At 74.8% G+C, this 19,409-nt stretch carries 15 protein-coding genes; 6 read left to right on the forward strand and 9 right to left on the reverse strand.

Annotated elements, in window-relative coordinates:
• Positions 1-141: 141 nt before the first annotated feature.
• Positions 142-1,179 carry a tRNA (adenosine(37)-N6)-threonylcarbamoyltransferase complex transferase subunit TsaD gene (gene tsaD / locus ACFVSN_RS19110; RefSeq protein WP_387956247.1) on the forward strand — a complete coding sequence of 346 codons (1,038 nt, stop codon included), beginning with the start codon at positions 142-144 and terminating at the stop codon, positions 1,177-1,179.
• On the opposite strand, the gene ACFVSN_RS19115 is transcribed toward tsaD, so the two are convergent.
• Complete coding sequence (locus tag ACFVSN_RS19115; protein ID WP_387956248.1) at positions 1,157-1,603, reverse strand: DUF5990 family protein; 447 nt, start codon at positions 1,601-1,603, stop codon at positions 1,157-1,159. The two genes, tsaD and ACFVSN_RS19115, sit on opposite strands and share 23 nt — an antisense overlap.
• Before the next feature lie 259 nt (positions 1,604-1,862).
• Positions 1,863-2,573: a helix-turn-helix domain-containing protein gene (locus ACFVSN_RS19120; RefSeq protein WP_380436465.1), complete on the reverse strand. Its 711-nt coding sequence runs from the start codon at positions 2,571-2,573 to the stop codon at positions 1,863-1,865.
• A gap of 221 nt (positions 2,574-2,794) precedes the next feature.
• Here ACFVSN_RS19120 and ACFVSN_RS19125 point away from each other — a divergent pair, with 221 nt between their 5' ends.
• Entirely contained in the window at positions 2,795-4,015 is a 1,221-nt protein-coding gene (locus tag ACFVSN_RS19125; RefSeq protein ID WP_387956249.1) for a serine hydrolase domain-containing protein, read from the forward strand.
• A gap of 39 nt (positions 4,016-4,054) precedes the next feature.
• Here ACFVSN_RS19125 and ACFVSN_RS19130 read toward each other — a convergent pair whose 3' ends face one another.
• Positions 4,055-7,279: a type 2 lanthipeptide synthetase LanM family protein gene (locus ACFVSN_RS19130; protein WP_387956250.1), complete on the reverse strand. Its 3,225-nt coding sequence runs from the start codon at positions 7,277-7,279 to the stop codon at positions 4,055-4,057.
• Positions 7,280-7,665: 386 nt separating this feature from the next.
• Complete coding sequence (locus ACFVSN_RS19135; RefSeq protein ID WP_387956251.1) at positions 7,666-7,845, reverse strand: hypothetical protein; 180 nt, start codon at positions 7,843-7,845, stop codon at positions 7,666-7,668.
• A 381-nt stretch (positions 7,846-8,226) separates the two neighbouring features.
• Here ACFVSN_RS19135 and ACFVSN_RS19140 point away from each other — a divergent pair, with 381 nt between their 5' ends.
• The gene (locus ACFVSN_RS19140) at positions 8,227-8,727 is read left to right on the forward strand and encodes a histidine kinase (RefSeq protein WP_380498151.1); all 501 of its coding nucleotides are present in this window, start codon (positions 8,227-8,229) and stop codon (positions 8,725-8,727) included.
• Positions 8,728-8,804: 77 nt separating this feature from the next.
• Here ACFVSN_RS19140 and ACFVSN_RS19145 read toward each other — a convergent pair whose 3' ends face one another.
• The gene (locus ACFVSN_RS19145; protein ID WP_387956252.1) at positions 8,805-11,186 is read right to left on the reverse strand and encodes an FtsX-like permease family protein; all 2,382 of its coding nucleotides are present in this window, start codon (positions 11,184-11,186) and stop codon (positions 8,805-8,807) included.
• Between the two features lie 231 nt (positions 11,187-11,417).
• Entirely contained in the window at positions 11,418-12,107 is a 690-nt protein-coding gene (locus tag ACFVSN_RS19150; protein ID WP_380436477.1) for an ABC transporter ATP-binding protein, read from the reverse strand.
• 229 nt (positions 12,108-12,336) lie between these two features.
• On the opposite strand from ACFVSN_RS19150, the gene ACFVSN_RS19155 reads away from it, so the two are divergent.
• Both ACFVSN_RS19155 and ACFVSN_RS19160 read left to right on the forward strand, forming a co-directional pair.
• Positions 12,337-13,557, forward strand: a complete 1,221-nt coding sequence (locus ACFVSN_RS19155) for a sensor histidine kinase (protein WP_387956253.1) — start codon at positions 12,337-12,339, stop codon at positions 13,555-13,557.
• The gene (locus tag ACFVSN_RS19160) at positions 13,554-14,237 is read left to right on the forward strand and encodes a response regulator (protein WP_380436481.1); all 684 of its coding nucleotides are present in this window, start codon (positions 13,554-13,556) and stop codon (positions 14,235-14,237) included. Before ACFVSN_RS19155 ends, ACFVSN_RS19160 begins: the two co-directional genes overlap by 4 nt.
• A 45-nt stretch (positions 14,238-14,282) precedes the next feature.
• Here ACFVSN_RS19160 and katG read toward each other — a convergent pair whose 3' ends face one another.
• A complete protein-coding gene (gene katG, locus ACFVSN_RS19165; protein WP_387956254.1) occupies positions 14,283-16,514 on the reverse strand; it encodes a catalase/peroxidase HPI in 2,232 nt (743 codons plus the stop codon).
• 204 nt (positions 16,515-16,718) lie between these two features.
• On the opposite strand from katG, the gene ACFVSN_RS19170 reads away from it, so the two are divergent.
• Positions 16,719-17,132, forward strand: coding sequence for a Fur family transcriptional regulator (locus ACFVSN_RS19170; RefSeq protein WP_380436485.1), 414 nt, complete (start codon positions 16,719-16,721; stop codon positions 17,130-17,132).
• On the opposite strand, the gene ACFVSN_RS19175 is transcribed toward ACFVSN_RS19170, so the two are convergent.
• A complete protein-coding gene (locus ACFVSN_RS19175; RefSeq protein ID WP_380436487.1) occupies positions 17,095-18,465 on the reverse strand; it encodes a cytochrome P450 in 1,371 nt (456 codons plus the stop codon). The two genes, ACFVSN_RS19170 and ACFVSN_RS19175, sit on opposite strands and share 38 nt — an antisense overlap.
• A gap of 85 nt (positions 18,466-18,550) precedes the next feature.
• Positions 18,551-19,409, reverse strand: an 859-nt coding sequence (locus tag ACFVSN_RS19180) for a fibronectin type III domain-containing protein (protein ID WP_387956255.1), incomplete at its 5' end; no start/stop codon positions are given.

Here is a 19,409-nt window from a genome sequence, read left to right on the forward strand (position 1 = left end):
TTTCACGAAGTTGGCGATCGTGCCGGGACAACACTATTGCGTATCAGTTGCAGGAGCGATCAATGGGCTCCTGCTTATTCCCGACGACACGTCGGGCACAATGGGACCGCTACGTGTAATGGGTGAGGCAGGAGAGAGACTGTGACGGTCGTGCTCGGGATCGAGTCCTCGTGCGACGAGACGGGCGCCGGGCTGGTCCGTGACGGCGTGTTGCTCGGGCAGGCAGTGGCGTCGTCGATGGACGAGCACGCCCGCTACGGCGGCGTCGTGCCGGAGATCGCCGCCCGCGCCCACGTCCACTCGATGGCCCCCGTGGTCCAGGAGGCCCTGCACCGGGCCGGACTGACACTCCGGGACATCGGCGCCGTCGCGGTCACCACCGGCCCCGGCCTCTCCGGCGCCCTCCACGTCGGCGTGGCCGCCGCCAAGGCGTACGCGTTCTCGCTCGGCGTCCCGCTCCACGGGGTGCACCACCTCGCCGGGCACGTCGCCGCCGCGACGCTCGACGGCGGGCCGCTGCCGGACCCGTCCGTCGTGCTCATCGTCTCCGGCGGGCACACCTCGCTGCTGCTCGTGCGCGACCTCGCCCGCGACCCGATCGTCCACCTCGGCGACACCCTCGACGACGCGGCCGGGGAGTGCTTCGACAAGGTCGCGAGGATCCTCGGACTCCCCTACCCGGGCGGTCCCGCGATCGATCGCGCGGCGCGCGACGGCGACCCGACCGCCGTCCGGCTGCCCCGCCCGCTGACCGGGCCCCAGGACCACCCGTACGCGTTCTCGTTCTCCGGCCTCAAGACCGCCGCCGCCCGCTGGGTGGAGGCGCAGCGCGCGCCGCACGTCCCCGACGCGGCGGCGGCGCTCCAGGAGGCGATCGCCGACGTGCTGACCCGCAAGGCGGTGCGGGCCTGCACGGACCACGGCATCGGCACGCTCGTGGTGGTCGGCGGGGTGGCCGCCAACTCCCGCGTCAGGGCGATGGCGGAGGAGCGCTGCGCAGCGGCGGGCATCACCCTGCGCGTACCGCCGCTGCGGCTCTGCACGGACAACGGCGCGATGGTCGCCGCCATCGGCGACCTGCTGGTCCGCGCGGGCGCCGAGCCGGCTCCCGCCGACGTGTCGATCGACCCCTCGGCGCCCCTGGAGTACGCGGCGCTCAGCCCCCTGCCGTCCAGGTGACCAGCGGCGGGCGGACGGCGGCGCACAGCGGGTGGCCCTTGGCGTCCGTGAGGCCCAGGCAGGCCACCAACAGGCCGGAGCGGACGGCGGCTTCGACGACCTCCGGGGGAATCGCGTCCAGGAAGATCTTCGCGCGGCGGAACATCGTGGGCCCCGGGCCGCTCAGCCAGTTGAGGTAGACGAAGCGCCCGCCCGGGCCGCCCTGGACGTACCGGCCGGTGATGTCGGTGCCGGCGGGCGTCGGCTTCGCCACGCACTCCAGCGTCCACTCCGCGCGCGGCGCGTCGCCGGGCTGCGGGTCCAGCAACTCGCCCGGCTTGGCGCGGCGCTGAACGGCGACGTGGATGTCGCGGTAGCCCGGGAAGCCGGGGGCGGCGCCGCACTCGCGGCCGGGCAGGTCGGTGGCCTCGATCCTCAGCTGCATGCGCCCATCCTCCCCCGGGTCCAGGGCCTGTCGTCAAACTCCCGTCGTCCGCCCGGAGGGCGGGCCGGGCGGCGTTGGGGTGCGTGCATCGCAAGGCGGAGGAGGGAGGCGATGCGGTGGGGGCACGCCCCCAGCCTTCGGCCGGGGGGACCCCCACCCGGCCGCCAGGCTGGGGGACATCGGGCGACCGACGACAACGCAGCGAGGTGCGTGCCCCAACGCCGCCCGGCAGGCGGGGGGTTTGACGACAGGCCTTAGGTCACGGCGCTTCCCGCCACTGCAGGACGGCGCGCACGATGTCCTGGCCGATCCGGTCGAGGAGTGCGGCGGCGCCGTCCATCCGGGCGCCGGCCGGGGTGGCGGGGCCGAGCAGTTCGGCGCCCTCGCGGGCGACCCCGGCGAGCATCGCGTTGCGTTCGGCGCTGGCCAGCAGGGCGCGGTACCAGATGTCACCGTCGATGACGTAGCGCGTGCGGCGCCGGTGCTCGTCGCGCTCCCGGCGGACCAGCGCCTGGCCCTCCAGGTAGGCGGTCGCCTTGGAGACGGAGGCCGGGCTGACCCGGAGCCGGTCGGCGAGGTCGCCCGCGGTGAGGCTGCCGTCGTCGGTGACGTAGAGGCAGGTGAGCACCCGGGCCACCATCCGGGGCATGCCGACGTGGACCAGCAACTCGGCCATCCGTTCGGCGAACTCGCGCACGGCGACCGGGTCGCGCCCGGCCGCCTGCCGGACGACGACGGCCGAGCGGGCGCCCGAGGGCGGGGCCGGGCGGGTGCGGCGGGAGCGCTGGACGGTGGCCCGGTGGGCGCGCTCGGCGCGGTAGCCGGAGGGGCCGCCGTTGCGGGCGATCTCGCGGGTCACGGTGGACGTCGGGCGGCCGAGGTCGCGGGCGATCTCGCCGTAGCCGAGCCCCTCGGCCAGGCCGGTGGCGATCCGGCGGCGGTCCTGCTGGGTCAGTCTGGCTCCGGGCATCCGTCCTCGTCTCCTCGCGTGGCGCGACCAGTATGCGCAGGGCTCCGGGCTTGTTGCAATGAACCCGCACGGCCTTGCAATCACTGGCAGGGCCATTGCAAGGATATCGCCGCTGTGAGCTGCAAGGATTCATCGGGCAATAGGAGTTGACGTTGATTCACATGGAAAGCACGCCGTAGTTTCTTCCTCGCAACCACAACCACCGCCAGGGGGAACACACCATGAAGACCACGATCCGCACCACCGTCGGCGCCGTGCTCGCCGGAGCCGTGCTCTCGGCCACCGCCGCCACGCCGGCCCTCGCCACACCGGCCCTCGCCGCGTCGGCCGCGAAGAGCGGGCACGACGGCGTGCAGAAGGTGCTGGACCGGGCCGTGGCCGAGGGCGGTCTGCCCGGCGCGGTCGCCGAGGTCAGGGACGGCCACCGCCACTGGTACGGCGGCGCGGGCGTCGCCGACACCGCCACCGGGCGGGCGCGCCACACGCAGGACCGGTTCCGGATCGGCAGCACCACCAAGACCTTCGTCGCCACCGTCGTCCTCCAGCTCGCCGCCGAGGGCCGGCTGAGCCTCGACGACAGCGTCGACCGCTGGCTCCCCGGCGTCGTCGACGGGCCCGGCTACCAGCCCGACCGGATCACCGTGCGACAGCTGCTCAACCACACCAGCGGCGTCTTCAACTACGTGATGGACGAGGACGTCCAGCGCAAGGCGGGCGGCCCCGCCTTCCTCCGGCACCGCTTCGACGACTACACCCCCGCGCAGCTCGTCGGGATCGCGATGCACCACCGGCCCGACTTCGCCCCCGGCACCGGCTGGACGTACTCCGACACCAACTACGTCCTCGCCGGGCTGATCGTCGAGCGCGCCACCGGCACCACGCTCGCCGAGCAGATCGAGCAGCGGATCAGCGTCCCGCTCGGCCTCGGGGGCACCTACACGTCGGCCCCGTCCGACATCACCGTCCACGGGCCGCACGGGCGCGAGTACACGCGCCTGGGCGACCCCCACCCGGACGCCCCCGTCTACGACGTCACCGAGCTGAGCCCGTCCTGGGGCTGGGCCTCCGGCGACATGATCTCCACCGTCGGCGACCTCGACACCTTCTTCGCCGCGCTGCTGGGCGGCCGCCTGCTGCCGCCCGCCCAGCAGCGGGAGATGTTCACGATGATCCCGACGCCGCCGAAGACGTGGATCGAGAACACGGCGTACGGCCTGGGCGTGAGCTCGATCAAGCTGTCCTGCACCACGGTGTGGGGCATGGGCGGCGCCATCAACGGCTCGTGGACCTACACCTACGGCAGCCGGGACGGCCGCCACCTGCTCTCCACCAACGTCAACGGCGACTGGACGAACGGGACCTGGAAGAGCGGCGCCTGGCCGATCGGCGTGTTCACCGACGAGCTGGAGGCGGAGTTCTGCCCGAGTGCCACCGGCGCGTGAGCCGGGCACCACGCGCGGGCGGTTGCGGGGGCCGTAGGGTCAACGCACCGTCGGCGGGTGGAGGGCCAGGAGGGACGGGACTCGGGTGGGTGCGGCCAGGCGGAGGAGGCCGTGGCCGATGCCGGCGAGGCCGACCATGAGGGACGGGCTGTGGACGCCGTGCGGCAGGCCGCAGGTCCAGCCCCGGTTGTCGAGGGCGTCCAGGGCGGCGCGGGCCGCGCCGTGCCAGGGGCGTCCCGCGAGGTGGAGGGGTTCCACGTTGCCGAGGTCGCCGTGGCACAGGGACGCGTTGAGGCCGAAGCCCTCGCGCAGCACGGTGTCGAGGGCGGCGTCACGCTCCTTCGCGAGCAACTCGCCGCCTTCCGGCAGGAGTTCGGCGAGCTCCACCCGGGCGAGGGCGATGCCGGAGGCGCCGTGGCACCAGAGGACCGGGAAGGACGGGCCGTCGGGACCGCCGTCCTCGCGGACGTCGCGCCAGTTGGCGGCGGCCGGGTCGAACAGGGTGCGCTCGTAGTCCAGTGCGGCGAGGGCGAGTTGGGGAAGGCGGGAGTCGCCCAGGTGGTGGCCCGCCTTCGCCAGTGCCCACGCGATGCCGGACGCGCCGTGGGCGAACCCCGCGAGCGGACGGGCGGCCGCGCCCGCGAGGGAGGCGGGGAGCCAGCCGACGCCGCCGTCGGCCCTCCCCAATTCCGGGTGCGCGGCCGCGGTTTCCGTGAGGCGTGCGGCACAGGCCGCGAGGGCGGCGGTCACGGCCGGGCCGGGGCGGACGGAGGCCCAGGCCAGGAGGCCGCCGATGGTGCCGGCGTTGCCCGCCAGGAGGTCGTGCTGGACGTCCTCGGCGGCGGTGGCCGCGATCCGGCCGATCATCTGCCCCGCCAGGGCGTCGAGTTCGTCGTCCGGGTGGTCGGCGGCGAGGTGCGCGAGGGCGTACAGCACGCCGCCGGTGCCGGCGAGGCCGCCGCCGAGGCGGTCGGTGCGACGGCGGACCTGACGGCGGAGCGTGCGTTCGGCGGCCCGGGCCGCCTCGCGCTGGGAGCGGTCCCCGGTGACGGTGGCGAGCTGGTGGAGGAAGAGGACGATGCCGGCCGTGCCGCTGTAGAGGTCGGGGCCGAGCTCGGCGGGCGCCCAGCGGCCGGGCGGGGTCCAGTTGGGGCCCGCCCAGGCGAGGTCGGCGCTGCCCCGGTGGGCCTCGCGGAGGAGCTGCTCGCCGGCTTCGACGGCCTTGGCGAGGGCGCGGACCGCGAGGCCGTCCTCCGTCCCGGCCGGTGCGGCGAGGGGTGCGGTCGTCGTCGTTCGGCGCGGCTCGCGGGCGCCGTCGGCCGTCGTCACGGACAGCCGGAGGAGCTGGAGTTGGCACTCCAGGTCCTCCTCGCCCAGCCCGTCCGCCTTCGCGAGGGCGAGGTCGAGCGCGGGCCGGTCCGCGACGCCCGGGATCACCGCGCCGGTCGAGGAGCGGGCGTCGACGCCGTCCGGGCGGATGGTGAACACGGGCACGTCGCCGCGCCACAGGTCCGCGCGCTCGTGCTCGACGAAGGCGAGCGCGTGCTCCTCCCAGGCGGCGAGGGCCCAGAGCCGGTCGAGGTGGCGGTCCTGGTCGAGGGCGTCGCGCAGGAGGTCGGGGTGGCAGGCGGTGTTGAGGAGGCTGCGGTACTCGAAGGTGTCGCGGCGCAGCATGCGGGTCTCGTCGCCGGCGAACGCGCGGATCAGATCGCCGAGTTGGTCCTTTTCCGCGGCGAGGATCCGGTAGGCCTCGGTGAAGCCGGCCTCCAACTCGTCCAGGTGGTCGGCGAGGCGCAGTGGCCGGTCGGCCGGGACGGGCCGGCTGCCCGGGGCCTCGATCGGCAACCGCCGGTATTCGAGCCGCAGTTCGTCCGTGCCTTCGCCGACGAGGACGGGTGCCGCGCGGGGCGGGAGGGTCGAAGGGTCCCAGCCGAGGGCGGAGAGGTCGGTGCCGCCGTTGCCCTCGTCCCACATGCGTTCGGGCAGCAGGCCCGAGCGCAGCACCGAGTGGCGGGCGTGGTGGCGGGCGAGGCGCTCGGACTCGGAGAGGTCCTTGGCGGGCTCGTGCAGGTCGGGGTGAAGCAGGGCCTCCAGGTCGATGAGCACGGGCTGGTCCCGGACGGCGAGCAGGTTCTGCGCGTGGCAGTCGACGGCGTCGAGGACGTACATGAGGGCGGCGAGCGTGCCGGCGCGGTGGTAGAAGGCGCTCAACTCGGCGTCGTCGTGGGCTGGTTCGGCCGTGACGTGGGCGACCCAGCCGTAGCCGTCGCGGGCCAGGTGGGCGAGGTCGTACAGGGGCAGCCGGAGCCGGGGGTTGAGCCACCGCAGGACCTGCTGGAAGTGGCTCTCGGCGCCGAGCGGGCGGGGCTTGTAGACGATCCGGGTGCCGCGCTCGAAGCGCAGGGAGCTCACGGTGGCGCCGCCGCGGTGCGGATCGCCGAGGCCGGTGGCGAGTTCGGTGAGGCGGCCGAGGGGGCGGCCGTCGGCGAAGGTGGCGCGGATCGCGGGCAGGTCGGCGGCGAGGCGGCGGAACAGCGTGCGGCCGGTGGCGGTCCACTGCTCGGCGGCGGTCGTCAACCGGTGGGCCAGGACGGGGTGTTCGGCGAGCAGGCGCAAGGCGCGCCCGGGCCGGGTGAGCCGGTCGAGGAAGTCGCGGTAGCGCTCCTCGGGGGTGTCACCGGTCAACTCGCCGGTGAGGCGGGCGACGTGGAGCTCGGTGATGACGGTGCGGACGGCCATGCCGTGGACGGCGGCGGTGAGCGCCGGGAGGAGGAGGGCGGTCAGCTCCTCGGGCGTGCCGAGGGCGGGGACGTCCAGGTCGGCGATCGCGGCGCGCAGGCGGTCGCGGGCGTCGGCCAGCAGGGGCGCGACGAGCCGGGCGAAGGCGTGGTCCTCGGGCACGTCGAGGGTGGCGGGTGTCGCGAAGGCGGCGGCGAGGCGCTCGGCCCACGGGAGGCGCCCGAGGCGGTCGGCGAGGGCGTCCGGGTGCTCGGCGAGCAGGGCGTGCAGGGCGTCCGGGTCGAGGCCGTCGGCGGCGAGGCGGCGCTCGAACCAGCCGTCCCGGTCGAACGGCGCCTGGGCGCGCCAGCGGTCCAGCTTCCGCGTGGCGCGTTCGGACCGTTCGGCGCGTTCAACCCGTTCGGACCGTTCAACCCGTTCGGCGCGTTCGGCGAGCCCCGCCGTCTCGGTGCCGGGCACCGGACCGCGGGCGTTCAGCGGGACGGCGCGGGCGGCGGCCCGCAGGAGTTCGGTCGCGTCAACCACGGGTCGGGGTCGCCTCTCTCGCTGTGTCTCTCACTGTCGCGCCATACCGACCGCTCAGGATGGGTGGTGCCCCGGCGTGGGGTCGGGGCACCACCCCGCGGACCGGTCACCGGCTGCGCCTGCTTGGGCAACTCGACGCGCTCTCAGGGGTGTTGAGTTGCAGTGCAGCCGTACCGTCCGCCTCGCGGCCGGAGAGCACCAGGGCCGTGGGGTGCCCGGTGCCGTGGGCCGGCCACGGTCGAACCGCCGGCCGGCGGCGCGGACGCGGCGCGGATCCCGGCGGTGCGGCCGGGACCCGCGCCGGCCGCGACCCCGGACCGTGGGCTCGGGAGAGCCGCGGGATCCGGGATCGGCCGGCTCCGGAGGCCTCACGGCCCCCGGAGGACTCAGAAGCTGCAGACGCGGCCGCAGCTCGACCAGCCGCCGCAGGTGCCGGACTGCACCGAGGCGGTCACGTACAGCTCGTCCGCGAGCTCGCCGGCCGGGTGGACCTGGTGGCCCTGGCCGAGGGTGAGCCGGAAGTCCTCGTCCTTGAGCGCGCGAACCCGCTCAGCCGTGGGCAGCATGTTGCCTCCTCGAAGCGATGGGATCTGGCACGGGCGTGCCGGGTCCGGATCCTGGCAGCGCCTCACGCGTCACACCAGGGGCGTGCGCCCCACCCGACGCAATTCCGGCCACGATCGAAATAAGGTCCGGCCCGGCACCCCGCCCCCGTTCCCCCAGGCCATGCCCGGTCCCGCCACCGGCCGCCGCGCCCGCCGCTCCCCCGCCCGGCCCGACGGCCGCCCCACACCTGGCCAAAACCGGGACGGTGCAGGCCGCACAAACCGGACCCCACGTTTCGGGGCCGCCGCCCCCGGGGAGCCCGGCGGCCGGTCGCTGCTGTGGCAGCGCCCGGCACCCAGGGTGACGATGGAGCCCGGGACCCGTGGACCGATCGGAGCACCATGAGCGAGCAGCACAACGTCGTCCTGCTGACCTTCCCGGACGCCGCCGGCTGGCGCGCCGCCTACGACGAGGCGCAGCACCTGCCCGGCCTGCGGCAGGTGGCCGCGCTGGAGCGCAGCGCCGACGGCCTGCTGGAGGTGCGGGACGGCTTCGTGCGCGGTGCGGGCGTGGCGACCGTGGGCTCCGGCGTGCTGGGCGGGCTGGTGGGCCTGCTCGGCGGGCCGATCGGGGTGCTGCTGGGCTTCGCGGCGGGCGCGGTGCTCGGCAACGCGGCCGAGGAGCACCAGGCGACGGAGGGCGGCGCCGGACTGATCGTGCTGTCGCCGCGGGTACCGGACGGCGGTGCGATGCTCGTGGTGGACGTGCGCGAGGCGTCCCCCGGCCCGGCGGACGAGCTGGCCGCGAAGCACGGCGCCACGGTCGAGCGGATCGACGCCCGCGCGTTCGAGGAGCAGGTCAAGGCGGCCGAGCGGAAGGCCGAGGAGCCCGGCCGGGACTGACCGGGCTCCGCGGGGCGCGGGCGCGTGCCCCGCCGTCGCGGCACCCGGCCTGAACCGGCGACACGCGCCCCTGGCACTCACTCCGCCCGCAGCGCGGCCACCGTCCGCGTCCGCGCCGCCCGGACGGCGGGCAGCAGGGCCCCGAGAACGGCGATCAGCACCCCGCCGCCGGCGAGCAGAACCAGCGCCGGCGCGCCGAGGACGTCCAGCGCCGAGGCCGGGAAGTCGAGCCCGGCGCTGTGACCCATGGCGGGCACGGTGAGCCCGTGCAGCAGCAGCCCGACGGGCAGGCCGATCGCCGCGCCGACCACCCCGACGAGGACGACCGAGGCGAGCACCACGCCCACGGTCTGCGTCGGGGTCATGCCGAGCGCCTTGGTGACGCCCATGTCCCGGGTGCGTTCCCGGATCTCCAGGACGACGGTGTTGAACACCCCGAGCCCGGCGACGACGACCAGGAGCAGGGTCAGCGTGGCGGTCAGCGAGTCCAGTGCGGCGATCGAGCCGCTGGAGCCGTGCGGCGCGCCGACCTCGGCGCTCATGTGCACCGGGGCGAGCGCGGTGCCGAGGGCGGCCGCGTAGGCGGCCCGGTCGGTGCCCTTGGTCAGCGTGACGAACCAGGCGTCCGGTCGGGGGGCCGTCCCGGACGGGAAGCTCCGGGCGTCGGTGAGCAGTTCGTTCGTCTGGACGTGCGGGTCGAAGACCTCTCCGACGACGGTCACGGTGACCGGCCGGCCGTGGTCCGTGAACGTCACCCGGTCGCCGAGCCGGACGTTCGCCTCGGTGAGGAAGGTGGCCGGGGCGACGGCCTCGCCCGGGCCCCGGTACCAGCGGCCGGAGACCATCCGGTAGCCGGCCCGGGACGCGTCGCCCTGGAACGCCGTCACCGTGGTGCTGCCGGCCACGCCGGGGACGGCGACGTCGACCGTGCCGGTGCCGTAGGAGGACGCCGTGCCCGGACGGCCGGCCAGCGCGGCGGTCACGTCCGCCGGATCGGCGGCGACCGGCCGGCCGGCCGTCGCACCGGAGCCGGGCCCGTCCGCCCGCCGCGGGTGCACGAACACGTCCGCGCCGTCGTGGTTCTTCGCCTCCTGCACCCACGTCATCGTGCCGCCCATGCCCACCGCGAAGACCGCCGCTGCGGTGCCGAACAACACGGCCGCGAGCATCCCGGCGGCCCGGGCCGGGCGGGCGAAGGGCTGGGCGAGCCCGAGGCTCAGCGGCCGGGGCAGCGGCAGCCGGGCCGCCAGGGCGGCGGCGCGGGCCGCGACCGCGGCGCGCCGGGTGCCGCCCGCCGTGCGGCCGACGGCGAGCGCGTCCACCGTGCGCAGCCGGCCGGCCCGGGCGGCGGCGGCCCAGGCGACGAGCGCGACGGTGACGAGGGTGCCGCCCGCCACGGCGGCGTCGACCCAGGGGGCGATGCCGGAGGCGTCCGTCCCGTAGACCTGCCCGGTGGTGGCGAGCACCGGGACGGTCAGCAGGTTGCCCACGACCACCCCGAGGAGGGTGCCGACGGCGGCCGGCACCAGCGCCTGGCCGACGTATGCGCGGACCACCTGGGCCGGGGTGCAGCCGAGCGCCTTGAGGACGCCGATCCGCCGGGTGGCGGTGCCGACCGCGCCGGCCACGACGTTGCCCGCCACCAGGACGGACATCGCCATGCCGAGCAGTCCGAAGGCGACCAGGAAGGGCAGGAACAGCGCGGTGTTGCGGTCCGAGCCCTGCTTGGCGGTGAGCCAGGACTGCGCGCCGGTCAGCGCCCCGGCGGGCGCGGCGGCGGCGACGGCGGAGCGGCCGGCGTCCATCGCGCCGGTGGTGCCCGCGTCGGCGAAGCGGTAGAGCATCTCGTAGCCGGGGGTGGTGCCGGGCGCGGTGAGGGCGGTGACGCCCTCGGGGGTGACCCAGGCGTCGGCGGTGCGGCTGACGGAGCGGGCGAGGCCGACCACCTTCAGCGCGGGCGCGCCCGGCAGGCCGGGCAGCCGGATCGAGCCGCCGAGCTCGGCGGGCGTGCTGCCGTACCCGGTGTCGAGCACCACCTCGTCCGCCGCGTGCGGCCAGGTCCCCTTGAGGAGCGTGACGTCGTCGACGCCGCCGGTGGCCGAGCCGCGGCCGACGACGGTCATCGGCGGGAGCGTCACCCCGGCCGGGACGGTCGAGCCCGGGCCCGGCGCGGGGTCGACGGTGACGGTGCGGAACGGGCCGGCGGCGGCCGTCACGCCGGACGCGCGGGCGGAGGCGGCGAGCCCGGCCGCGGTGGTGCGGGCGCCGTCGAAGCGGGCGGTGAGGTGGGCGCCGTGCTGGCCCTCGAAGGCGTGGTCGAAGGGCGCCTGGGAGGCGACCAGCAGCGAACCGCCCAGCACGGAGCAGGTGGTGGCCACCGTGGCGGCCAGGCCGATGGCGACCGACTGGGTCCGGCGGCGGCGCACACCGGCCCGGACGACCCTCCCGAGGGCGCTCATGCGCCCCCCTCGCTTCGCTCGGCGAGCGCTTCGCGCAACGCGCACCTACCCACGATGAGCTCCCTCCGCTCGCTCATGCCGCCCCCCTCCGCTTCGCACGGCGAGCGCCTCGCGCAACGCGCACCTACCCACAATGAGCTCCCTCCGCTCGCTCATGCCGCCCCCCTCCGCTTCGCACGGCGAGCGCCTCGCGCAACGCGCACCTACCCACGATGAGCTCCCTCCGCTCGCTCATGCCGCCACCGCCGAATCCGCCTCGACGCGGCCGTCGCGCATCCGGACCGTGCGGGTCGCGCAGTCCTCGGCCAGCCTCAGGTCGTGCGTCACCAGCAGGATCGTCTGCCCGTCCTCGTGCAGTTCCCGGAACAGCTCCTTGACGTCCTCGCCCGAGGCCGAGTCCAGCGCGCCGGTCGGCTCGTCGGCCAGCAGCAGCGTCGGCCGGTTCATCAGCGCCCGGGCCACCGCGACGCGCTGGCGCTCGCCGCCGGACAGCCGGCCGGGGTGGGCGCGGGCGTGCCGGTCGACGCCGAGCGCCTCCAGCAGCTCGGCGGCCCTCCGCCGGGCCTCGGCTCGCGGCACGCCCGCCAGTTCGCCGGCGAGGGCCACGTTGTCGGCCACGGTCAGGTCGTCCAGCAGGTTGAAGAACTGGAACACCATCCCGATGGTGCTGCGCCGGTAGCGGGCGGAGGCCGCCTCGCTCAGCCCGTCGACCCGCGCCCCGGCCACCGTGACCGTCCCCGCGGTCGGCCGGTCCAGCCCGGCCACCAGGTTGAGCAGCGTGGACTTCCCGCTCCCCGACGGGCCGAGCACGGCCACCGACTCGCCCGGCCGCACGCTCAGCGTGACGTCGTCCAGGGCGGCCCGCGCGCCCTCGTAGCCGCGGCTCACGCCGCGCAGTTCGATCACCGGTGTGGTGCTCATCGTCGTCCCTCGTGTCGTCCCTGGTGGGTCGGGACGCGTGTCGTCCCTGGTGGGTCGGGACGACCGTACGGACGGAGGCCGGGCACCCGCGTCCGCCGAGCGCGGCAACTTCCGTACCGCGCGGGAGGTACGGCGCGCGGCGTCATCCTTGCGACGTAGTCGACGGGGGTAGGAGGCTCCGCCGGACGCGGGGCTGTCCAGCCGGGCGCCCGGCCGCCACAATGTGCCGGTGATCGAAGCCCTGACCCCGGACCGGCTGCGCGCGGCCGTCCGCCCGAGCGCCGGACCGCCACCGCCCCTGCCGACCCGGCGCGGGTGGGCGTTCGACGTCGCGCTGGCCCTGTTCCTGGCCTTCCTCGGCACGCACTACGTCCTCATCGTCCAGGAGCCGCACTCCGCGCTCCTCCTGATGGTGCCGGTCGTGCCGCTGCCGCTCGCGCTTCGCCGCCGGTACCCGCTGGCGGTGCTGTGGGCCGTCCTGCCGCTCGCGCTGCTGGTGCGTCACCAGTCCGAGGACATCGCCTACTCGGCGGGCGTCGCCGTCGTCATCGCCGCCTACAGCGTCGCCGCGTACGGGCGCCGCCCGGCCGCCGTCCTGGCGAGCCTGCCCGCCGCCGCCACCACGCTCGTGGTCCTCTTCGCCGAGGCCAAACTGCCGCACTTCCCCAACGGCGTGGTCGCCGTGCTGCTCCTCGTGCCGGTGTTCGCGGTCGCCTACGAACTGCGCATGTGGCGCCGCCGGGCGGCCGAGGGCCACGAGCGGCTCTCCGCCCTCGAACGCGAGCAGCTGGCCGCGCTCCAGCGCGCGGTCGAGCACGAACGGGCCCGCATCGCCCGGGAGTTGCATGACGTCGTGACGCACAACGTGAGCATGATGACGATCCAGGCCGGGGCCGCGCGCAAGATCCTCGACACCGCGCCGGACAAGGCCCGCGAGGCGATGGCCGCCGTCGAGACCGGCGGACGCGCGGCGATGACCGAACTGCGGCACGTCATGGGCCTGCTGACGATCGACGCGGGCACCGGCGACGACCCGGCCGCCACCGCCGACCTCAGCCCGCAGCCCGGCCTCGGCCGGCTGGACGCGCTGGTCGAGGGCGTCCGGCAGGCCGGGCTGACGGTCGGGCTGACCGTCTCCGGCGAGCGCCGCGCCGTGCCGCCCGGGGTCGAACTCGCCGCCTACCGGGTCGTCCAGGAGGCGCTCACCAACACCGTCAAGCACGCGGGCGGCGCCGCCGCCGAGGTCACCGTCGAGTACGCCCCCGCCCACCTGGCCGTCGAGGTCACCGACACCGGCGGCCGCCCCACCGGCGCTGCCGCCACCGGCAACGGCCGCGGCCTGATCGGCCTGCGCGAGCGCCTCGCCGTCTACGGCGGCACCCTGCACACCGACACCCGGCCACGCGGCGGCTACCGCGTCAAGGCCCTGATCCCCTTGGAGAGTTCATGAGCACCGACCCGCTGCGCGTGGTGGTCGCCGACGACCAGGCGCTGGTGCGCACCGGCTTCCGGCTGATCCTGGAGTCCGAGGGGATCGAGGTGGTCGCCGAGGCCGACGACGGCGAGCAGGCGGTGGCCGCCGTGCGCCGGACCAGACCGGACGTCGTGCTGATGGACATCCGGATGCCCGTCCTGGACGGCCTGGAGGCCACCCGGCGGATCGTCGCCGACACGGCGCAGGAGCCGCCGCGGGTGATCATGCTGACCACCTTCGACCTCGACCAGTACGTCTACGCCGCGATGGCCGCCGGCGCGAGCGGCTTCCTGCTCAAGGACGTCACCCCCGAGCACCTGGCCGCCGCCGTCCGGCTGGTGCGCTCCGGCGACGCCCTGCTCGCCCCGGCGATCACCCGCCGCCTCGTCGAGCGCTTCGCCCGCCCGGACGCCCCCGCCGCACCGCACCGCGAGCTGGCCGCGCTCACCCCGCGCGAACTGGAGGTCATGACCCTGCTCGCGCGCGGGCTCAGCAACGCCGAACTCGCCGCGCGGTTCGGCCTGTCCGAGGCGACGGTCAAGACGCACGTGGCCCGGATCCTCGGCAAGCTGGGCCTGCGGGACCGGGCCCAGGTGGTGGTGGCCGCCTACGAGACGGGGCTGGTGAGCGTCGGCTCGGGGCCGGGCCCGGTGTAGGCCTGTCCGTGCGGACAGGCCCCGAGCCCGGCCCCGAGCCGGGCGTCACGCCTTGGCGAGGTCGAACCGGTCGAGGTTCATGACCTTGACCCAGGCCGCGACGAAGTCCCGGACGAACTTCTCCTTGGCGTCGTCGCTCGCGTAGACCTCCGCGACGGCACGCAGCTCGGAGTTCGAGCCGAACACGAGGTCGGCGCGGGTGCCGGTCCACTTGACGGCGCCGGAGGAGTCGTGGCCCTCGAACGTGGTCGCGTCCTCGGAGGCGGCCTTCCACGTGGTGTCGAGGTCGAGCAGGTTGACGAAGAAGTCGTTCGTCAGCACGCCCGGCGTGTCGGTGAACACGCCGTGCGTGGACGCGCCGTGGTTCGCGCCGAGGACGCGCAGGCCGCCGACGAGGACGGTCAGCTCGGGGGCGCTCAGCGTCAGCAGGTTGGCCCGGTCGAGCAGCAGGTACTCGGCGGCCAGCCGCTGGCCCTTGCCGGCGTAGTTGCGGAAGCCGTCGGCCGAGGGCTCCAGCGCCGCGAACGACTCGACGTCGGTCTGCTCCTGCGAGGCGTCCACGCGCCCGGCCGCGAACGGCACCTCGACCGCGACCCCCGCGTCCTTCGCCGCTTTCTCGACGGCCGCGCCGCCGGCCAGCACGACGAGGTCGGCCAGCGAGACGTGCTTGGCACCGGCCCGGGCGTTGAAGTCCCGCTGGACGCCTTCGAGGGCGCGCAGCACGATCGCGAGCTCGTCCGGGTCGTTGACCTCCCAGCCGGCCTGCGGCTGGAGGCGGATCCGGCCCCCGTTGGCGCCGCCGCGCTTGTCGCTGCCGCGGAAGGACGAGGCGGCGGCCCACGCGGCGGAGACCAGCTGGGCGACGGACAGGCCGGTGGCGAGGACGCGCTCCTTGAGCGCGGCGGCGTCGGCGGCGTCGATCCGCTCGCCGGTGGCCGCCGGCAGCGGGTCCTGCCAGATCAGCTCCTCGCTCGGGACCTCCGGGCCGAGGTAGCGGACGACCGGGCCCATGTCACGGTGGGTGAGCTTGAACCAGGCGCGGGCGAACGCGTCGGCGAACTGCGCCGGATCGTCCTTGAAGCGCCGGGAGATGGGCTCGTAGACCGGGTCCAGGCGCAGCGACAGGTCGGTGGTGAGCATGACCGGGGCGTGCCGCTTCGACGGGTCGTGCGCGTCGGGCACGGTGTCGGCGCCAGCGCCGTCCTTCGGGATCCACTGGTGGGCGCCGGCGGGGCTCTCGGTGAGCTCCCACTCGTAGCCGAAGAGGGTCTCGAAGAAGGAGTTGTCCCAGGTGGTGGGGGTGTGCGTCCAGGCGCCCTCCAGGCCGCTGGTGATCGCGTCGCCACCCACGCCGGTGCGGAAGGCGCTCCTCCAGCCGAGGCCCTGCTGCTCCATCGGCGCGGCCTCGGGGTCGGGGCCGACGTTGTCCGCCGGGCCGGCGCCGTGGGTCTTGCCGAAGGTGTGGCCGCCGGCGATGAGGGCGACGGTCTCCTCGTCGTTCATCGCCATCCGGTAGAAGGTCTCGCGGATGTCGCGCGCGGCCGCGATCGGGTCCGGATTGCCGTTGGGGCCCTCGGGGTTGACGTAGATCAGGCCCATCTGGACCGCGGCGAGCGGGTTCTCCAGCTCGCGGTCGCCGGTGTAGCGCTCGTCGCCGAGCCAGGTGGTCTCCGGGCCCCAGTAGACGTCCTCGTCCGGCTCCCACTCGTCGACCCGGCCGCCGCCGAAGCCGAAGGTCTCGAAGCCCATCGTCTCCAGGGCGACGTTGCCGGCGAGGACCATCAGGTCGGCCCAGGACAGGCTGCGGCCGTACTTCTTCTTGACCGGCCACAGCAGGCGGCGGGCCTTGTCCAGGCTCGCGTTGTCCGGCCAGCTGTTGAGCGGGGCGAAGCGCTGCTGGCCGCCGCCGGCGCCGCCGCGTCCGTCGCGGATGCGGTAGGTGCCCGCGCTGTGCCAGGCCATGCGGATCATGAACGGGCCGTAGTTGCCGTAGTCGGCGGGCCACCAGTCGTGCGACGTGGTGAGGACCGTGGCGATGTCGCGCTTGACGGCCGGGAGGTCGAGGGATTCGAAGGCCGCCGCGTAGTCGAACTCCGCGCCGAACGGGTTCGCCACCGCGGGGTTCTTGGCGAGGATCTTGAGGTTCAGCTGGTCGGGCCACCACTGGCGGTTGCCGCCGCCCTGGGTGGGGTGCGCCGCGCGCCCGTGGACGACCGGGCAGCCGCCCGTGCCCTCCGCCTGTGCTCCGACTCCGGTTGCATCGTGGTTCTCAGACATGGGAATCCTTCCCTGACAAGGCGGATCACGGTGTCTTGCGCTACCTGGTGTGCTGCTGCCTAGGCTAATGCCGGAGCCGATCCTACGATGGACGCAATCCAAGTCAAGAAGGACACCAGGGAAGTATCGGGTCCAATACCGGATAACCCTGATATCCGCTGATAAACTCCGGGTTTCTCCATTGACCTGAATAGGTGAACCGACATGAGCGACCTCCTGGAACGACTGCGCGAGCGCGGCTGGCGCCTCACCTCCCAGCGGCGCGTCGTGGCGGAGGTCCTCGACGGCGACCACGTGCACCTCACCGCCGACGAGGTGCACGCCCGCGCCGCGGAGCGGCTCCCCGAGATCTCCCGGGCCACCGTCTACAACACCCTCGGCGAGCTCGTCACGCTCGGCGAGGTGGTCGAGGTCGCCACCGACGGCCGCGCCAAGCGCTACGACCCCAACGCCCACCACCCCCACCAGCACCTCGTCTGCACCGACTGCGGCACCATCCGCGACGTCCACCCGGCCGGCGACCCGCTCGCCGACCTCCCGTCCGAACAGCGCTTCGGCTTCACCGTGTCGGGCGCCGAGGTCACCTACCGGGGGCTCTGCCCGGACTGCGTACGCTGACGCGCGCGCCGCTCACCCGGCGCGAGCCGCCGCCCGCGCGCCATCTGATCGGGAGGGACTTGAGTCCGTTCTGGAAGTTGGAGACCAGGCGCTGCGGGGCTCGGCCCGGGTCCGCGAGCTCCAGGCCGGGAAGGGTCGTGACGATGTGACGGATCATCACGGTCATCTGCAGGCGCGCGAGTTGGGCACCGAGACAGAAGTGGGGGCCGTAGCCGAAGCTCACGTGGTCGTTCGGGGTGCGGGTGATGTCGAAGCGGTCGGGGTCGGGGAAGACGTGCTCGTCGCGGTTGGCGGAGGCGTGGTAGACGACGACCTTGTCGCCCCGCCGGACGGGCCGGCCCGCCAAGGTGAGGTCGCGGGTGGCGGTGCGGCGGAACTCCACGACGGGAGGCCAGTAGCGCAGCATCTCCTCGACTGCGGATGCGGTCAACTCCGGCTTCTCGCACAGCAGTCGGTACTGGTCGGGGTGGCTGAGCAGGGCGTGGAGCCCGCCGGGCAGGGCGTTGCGGACGGTCTCGTTGCCGGCCACGGCGAAGAGGAAGAACATCGTCTCGAACTCGTCGACCGTCAGCCCCGCCTCCCGGGTGCGGGCCAACAGGCCGTCCGCGTCCGGCTGTCGGGCGAGGGAGTGGGCGTAGGCGTAGAGGTCGGCGAGGCCGGCGCGGGAGCGCGGGTTGAGCGGACGGCCGCCGGGGGTGGCGGTCGGGCGGTGGGCGAGGGCGGCGCGGCCGAGGAGGGTCAGGCCGGCCGGGTCGGCGGTGGCGGACGCGGCGTGGTCGGCGTCCTGGTAGCCGATCACCCGGTTCGCCCAGTCCAGCAGGAGACGGCGGTCCCGGTCGGGGACGCCCATCACCCGGGCGAGCGTCCACAGGGGCAGGTCGGCGGCCAGGCCGACGAAGTCGGTGGCGCCCAACGGCCGGACGGTGTCGACGAGTTCGTGCACGCGGCTCTCGATGGCGGCGGCCAGGTCGGCCAGGGCACGCGGGGTGAAGGCGGCGGCGACGATGCGGCGCAGGCGCGAGTGGTCCGGTGGGTCCTGGTTGAGCATCATCGTGCGGGCGAAGGCCAGGTCGGCGGGTGTCTCGGGGTCGCGGATCTGGGTGCCGCCGAGGTGGGAGGAGAAGTCCCCCGGGCTGCGCAGCACGTGCTTGACGTCCGCGTGCCGCAGCACCGCCCAGTAGCCCGGCCCCGCGGGCCAGTCGCCGACGGGCGGCTCCTCGATCCGGTGGACCGGCCCGGCCGCCCGCAGTTCGCGGTAGAGGTCGTACGGCACGCCGTCCGCGTAGGTGGCGGGCGGGAAGATCCGGTTCGCGCGGTCCTGGTCGAGGGTCACGGCGACCGACGGTACGGCAGCCGTGCGCCGCGCACCAGGAGGCCGGCCCTCCCGGTGTGCGGGAGGGCCGGCCGGGCGGGGTCCGTCAGGAGACGTTGACCGCGGTGTCGTCGATGACGAACGAGGTCTGCTTCTCGTAGTCCTCGCTGCCGGTGAACTTCAGCGTGATGCTCTGGCCCGCGTACGGCGACAGGTCGAGACTCCGCTGCGCGTAGCCGGTGTTGTGGTCGAGGTTGGAGTAGGTGTGCAGGGTGGCGAGCACCGTGCCGGAGCTGTTGAGGACCTGCACCTTGAGCGTGTCGTAGGCCGTCGTGGTGGTGGTCTCGGCGGTGTCGACGTGCAGCCAGAAGGAGAGGTTGTAGGTGCCGCACCCGGTCGGCAGGGTGACGGACTGGGCGAGGGTGTCGGTGTGGGTGCTGCCGTAGCCGTCCAGCCAGGCGTCCCAACTGCCGCTGTGCGGCGGCTCGGTGGCGCTGTTGCTGACGACACCCGAGCTGGCGGTCCACGGCGCGGCGCTGCCGGTCTCGAACCCGGGGTTGCCGAGCAGCTGTCGGGGCGGGCAGCCGGTGGGGGTGGCACTGGCCTCGTTGCTCTGGGCACCCTCGCCGATCGAGTTCACGGCGCTGACCTTGTAGTAGTACGTCTGGCCCGGGGTGAGCCCGGTGTCCGTGCAGGAGAGGACGGCGCCGAGGCCGCTGCAGCCGCCGGTGGTGAGGAGGCTCTCCTGGCCGCTCGCGGTGCCCCGGTAGACGCGGTAGGAGGTGATGGAGACGCCGCCGTTGCTCGCGGGGGCCGTCCACCCGAGCGCCGCCTGGCCGTTGCCGGCCGTCGCGGTCAGTGCGGTGGGGGCGCCCGGGGCGGTGCCCGCGATGGGCGAGGCCGTGACGGTGACGGTCGAGGTGGCGGTGTGGGCCGGGTTGGCGGCGTCCGTGACAGTGAGGGTC

Origin of the sequence: Kitasatospora sp. NPDC057904 (assembly GCF_042887925.1) — a bacterium.
GTDB lineage: Bacteria > Actinomycetota > Actinomycetes > Streptomycetales > Streptomycetaceae > Kitasatospora.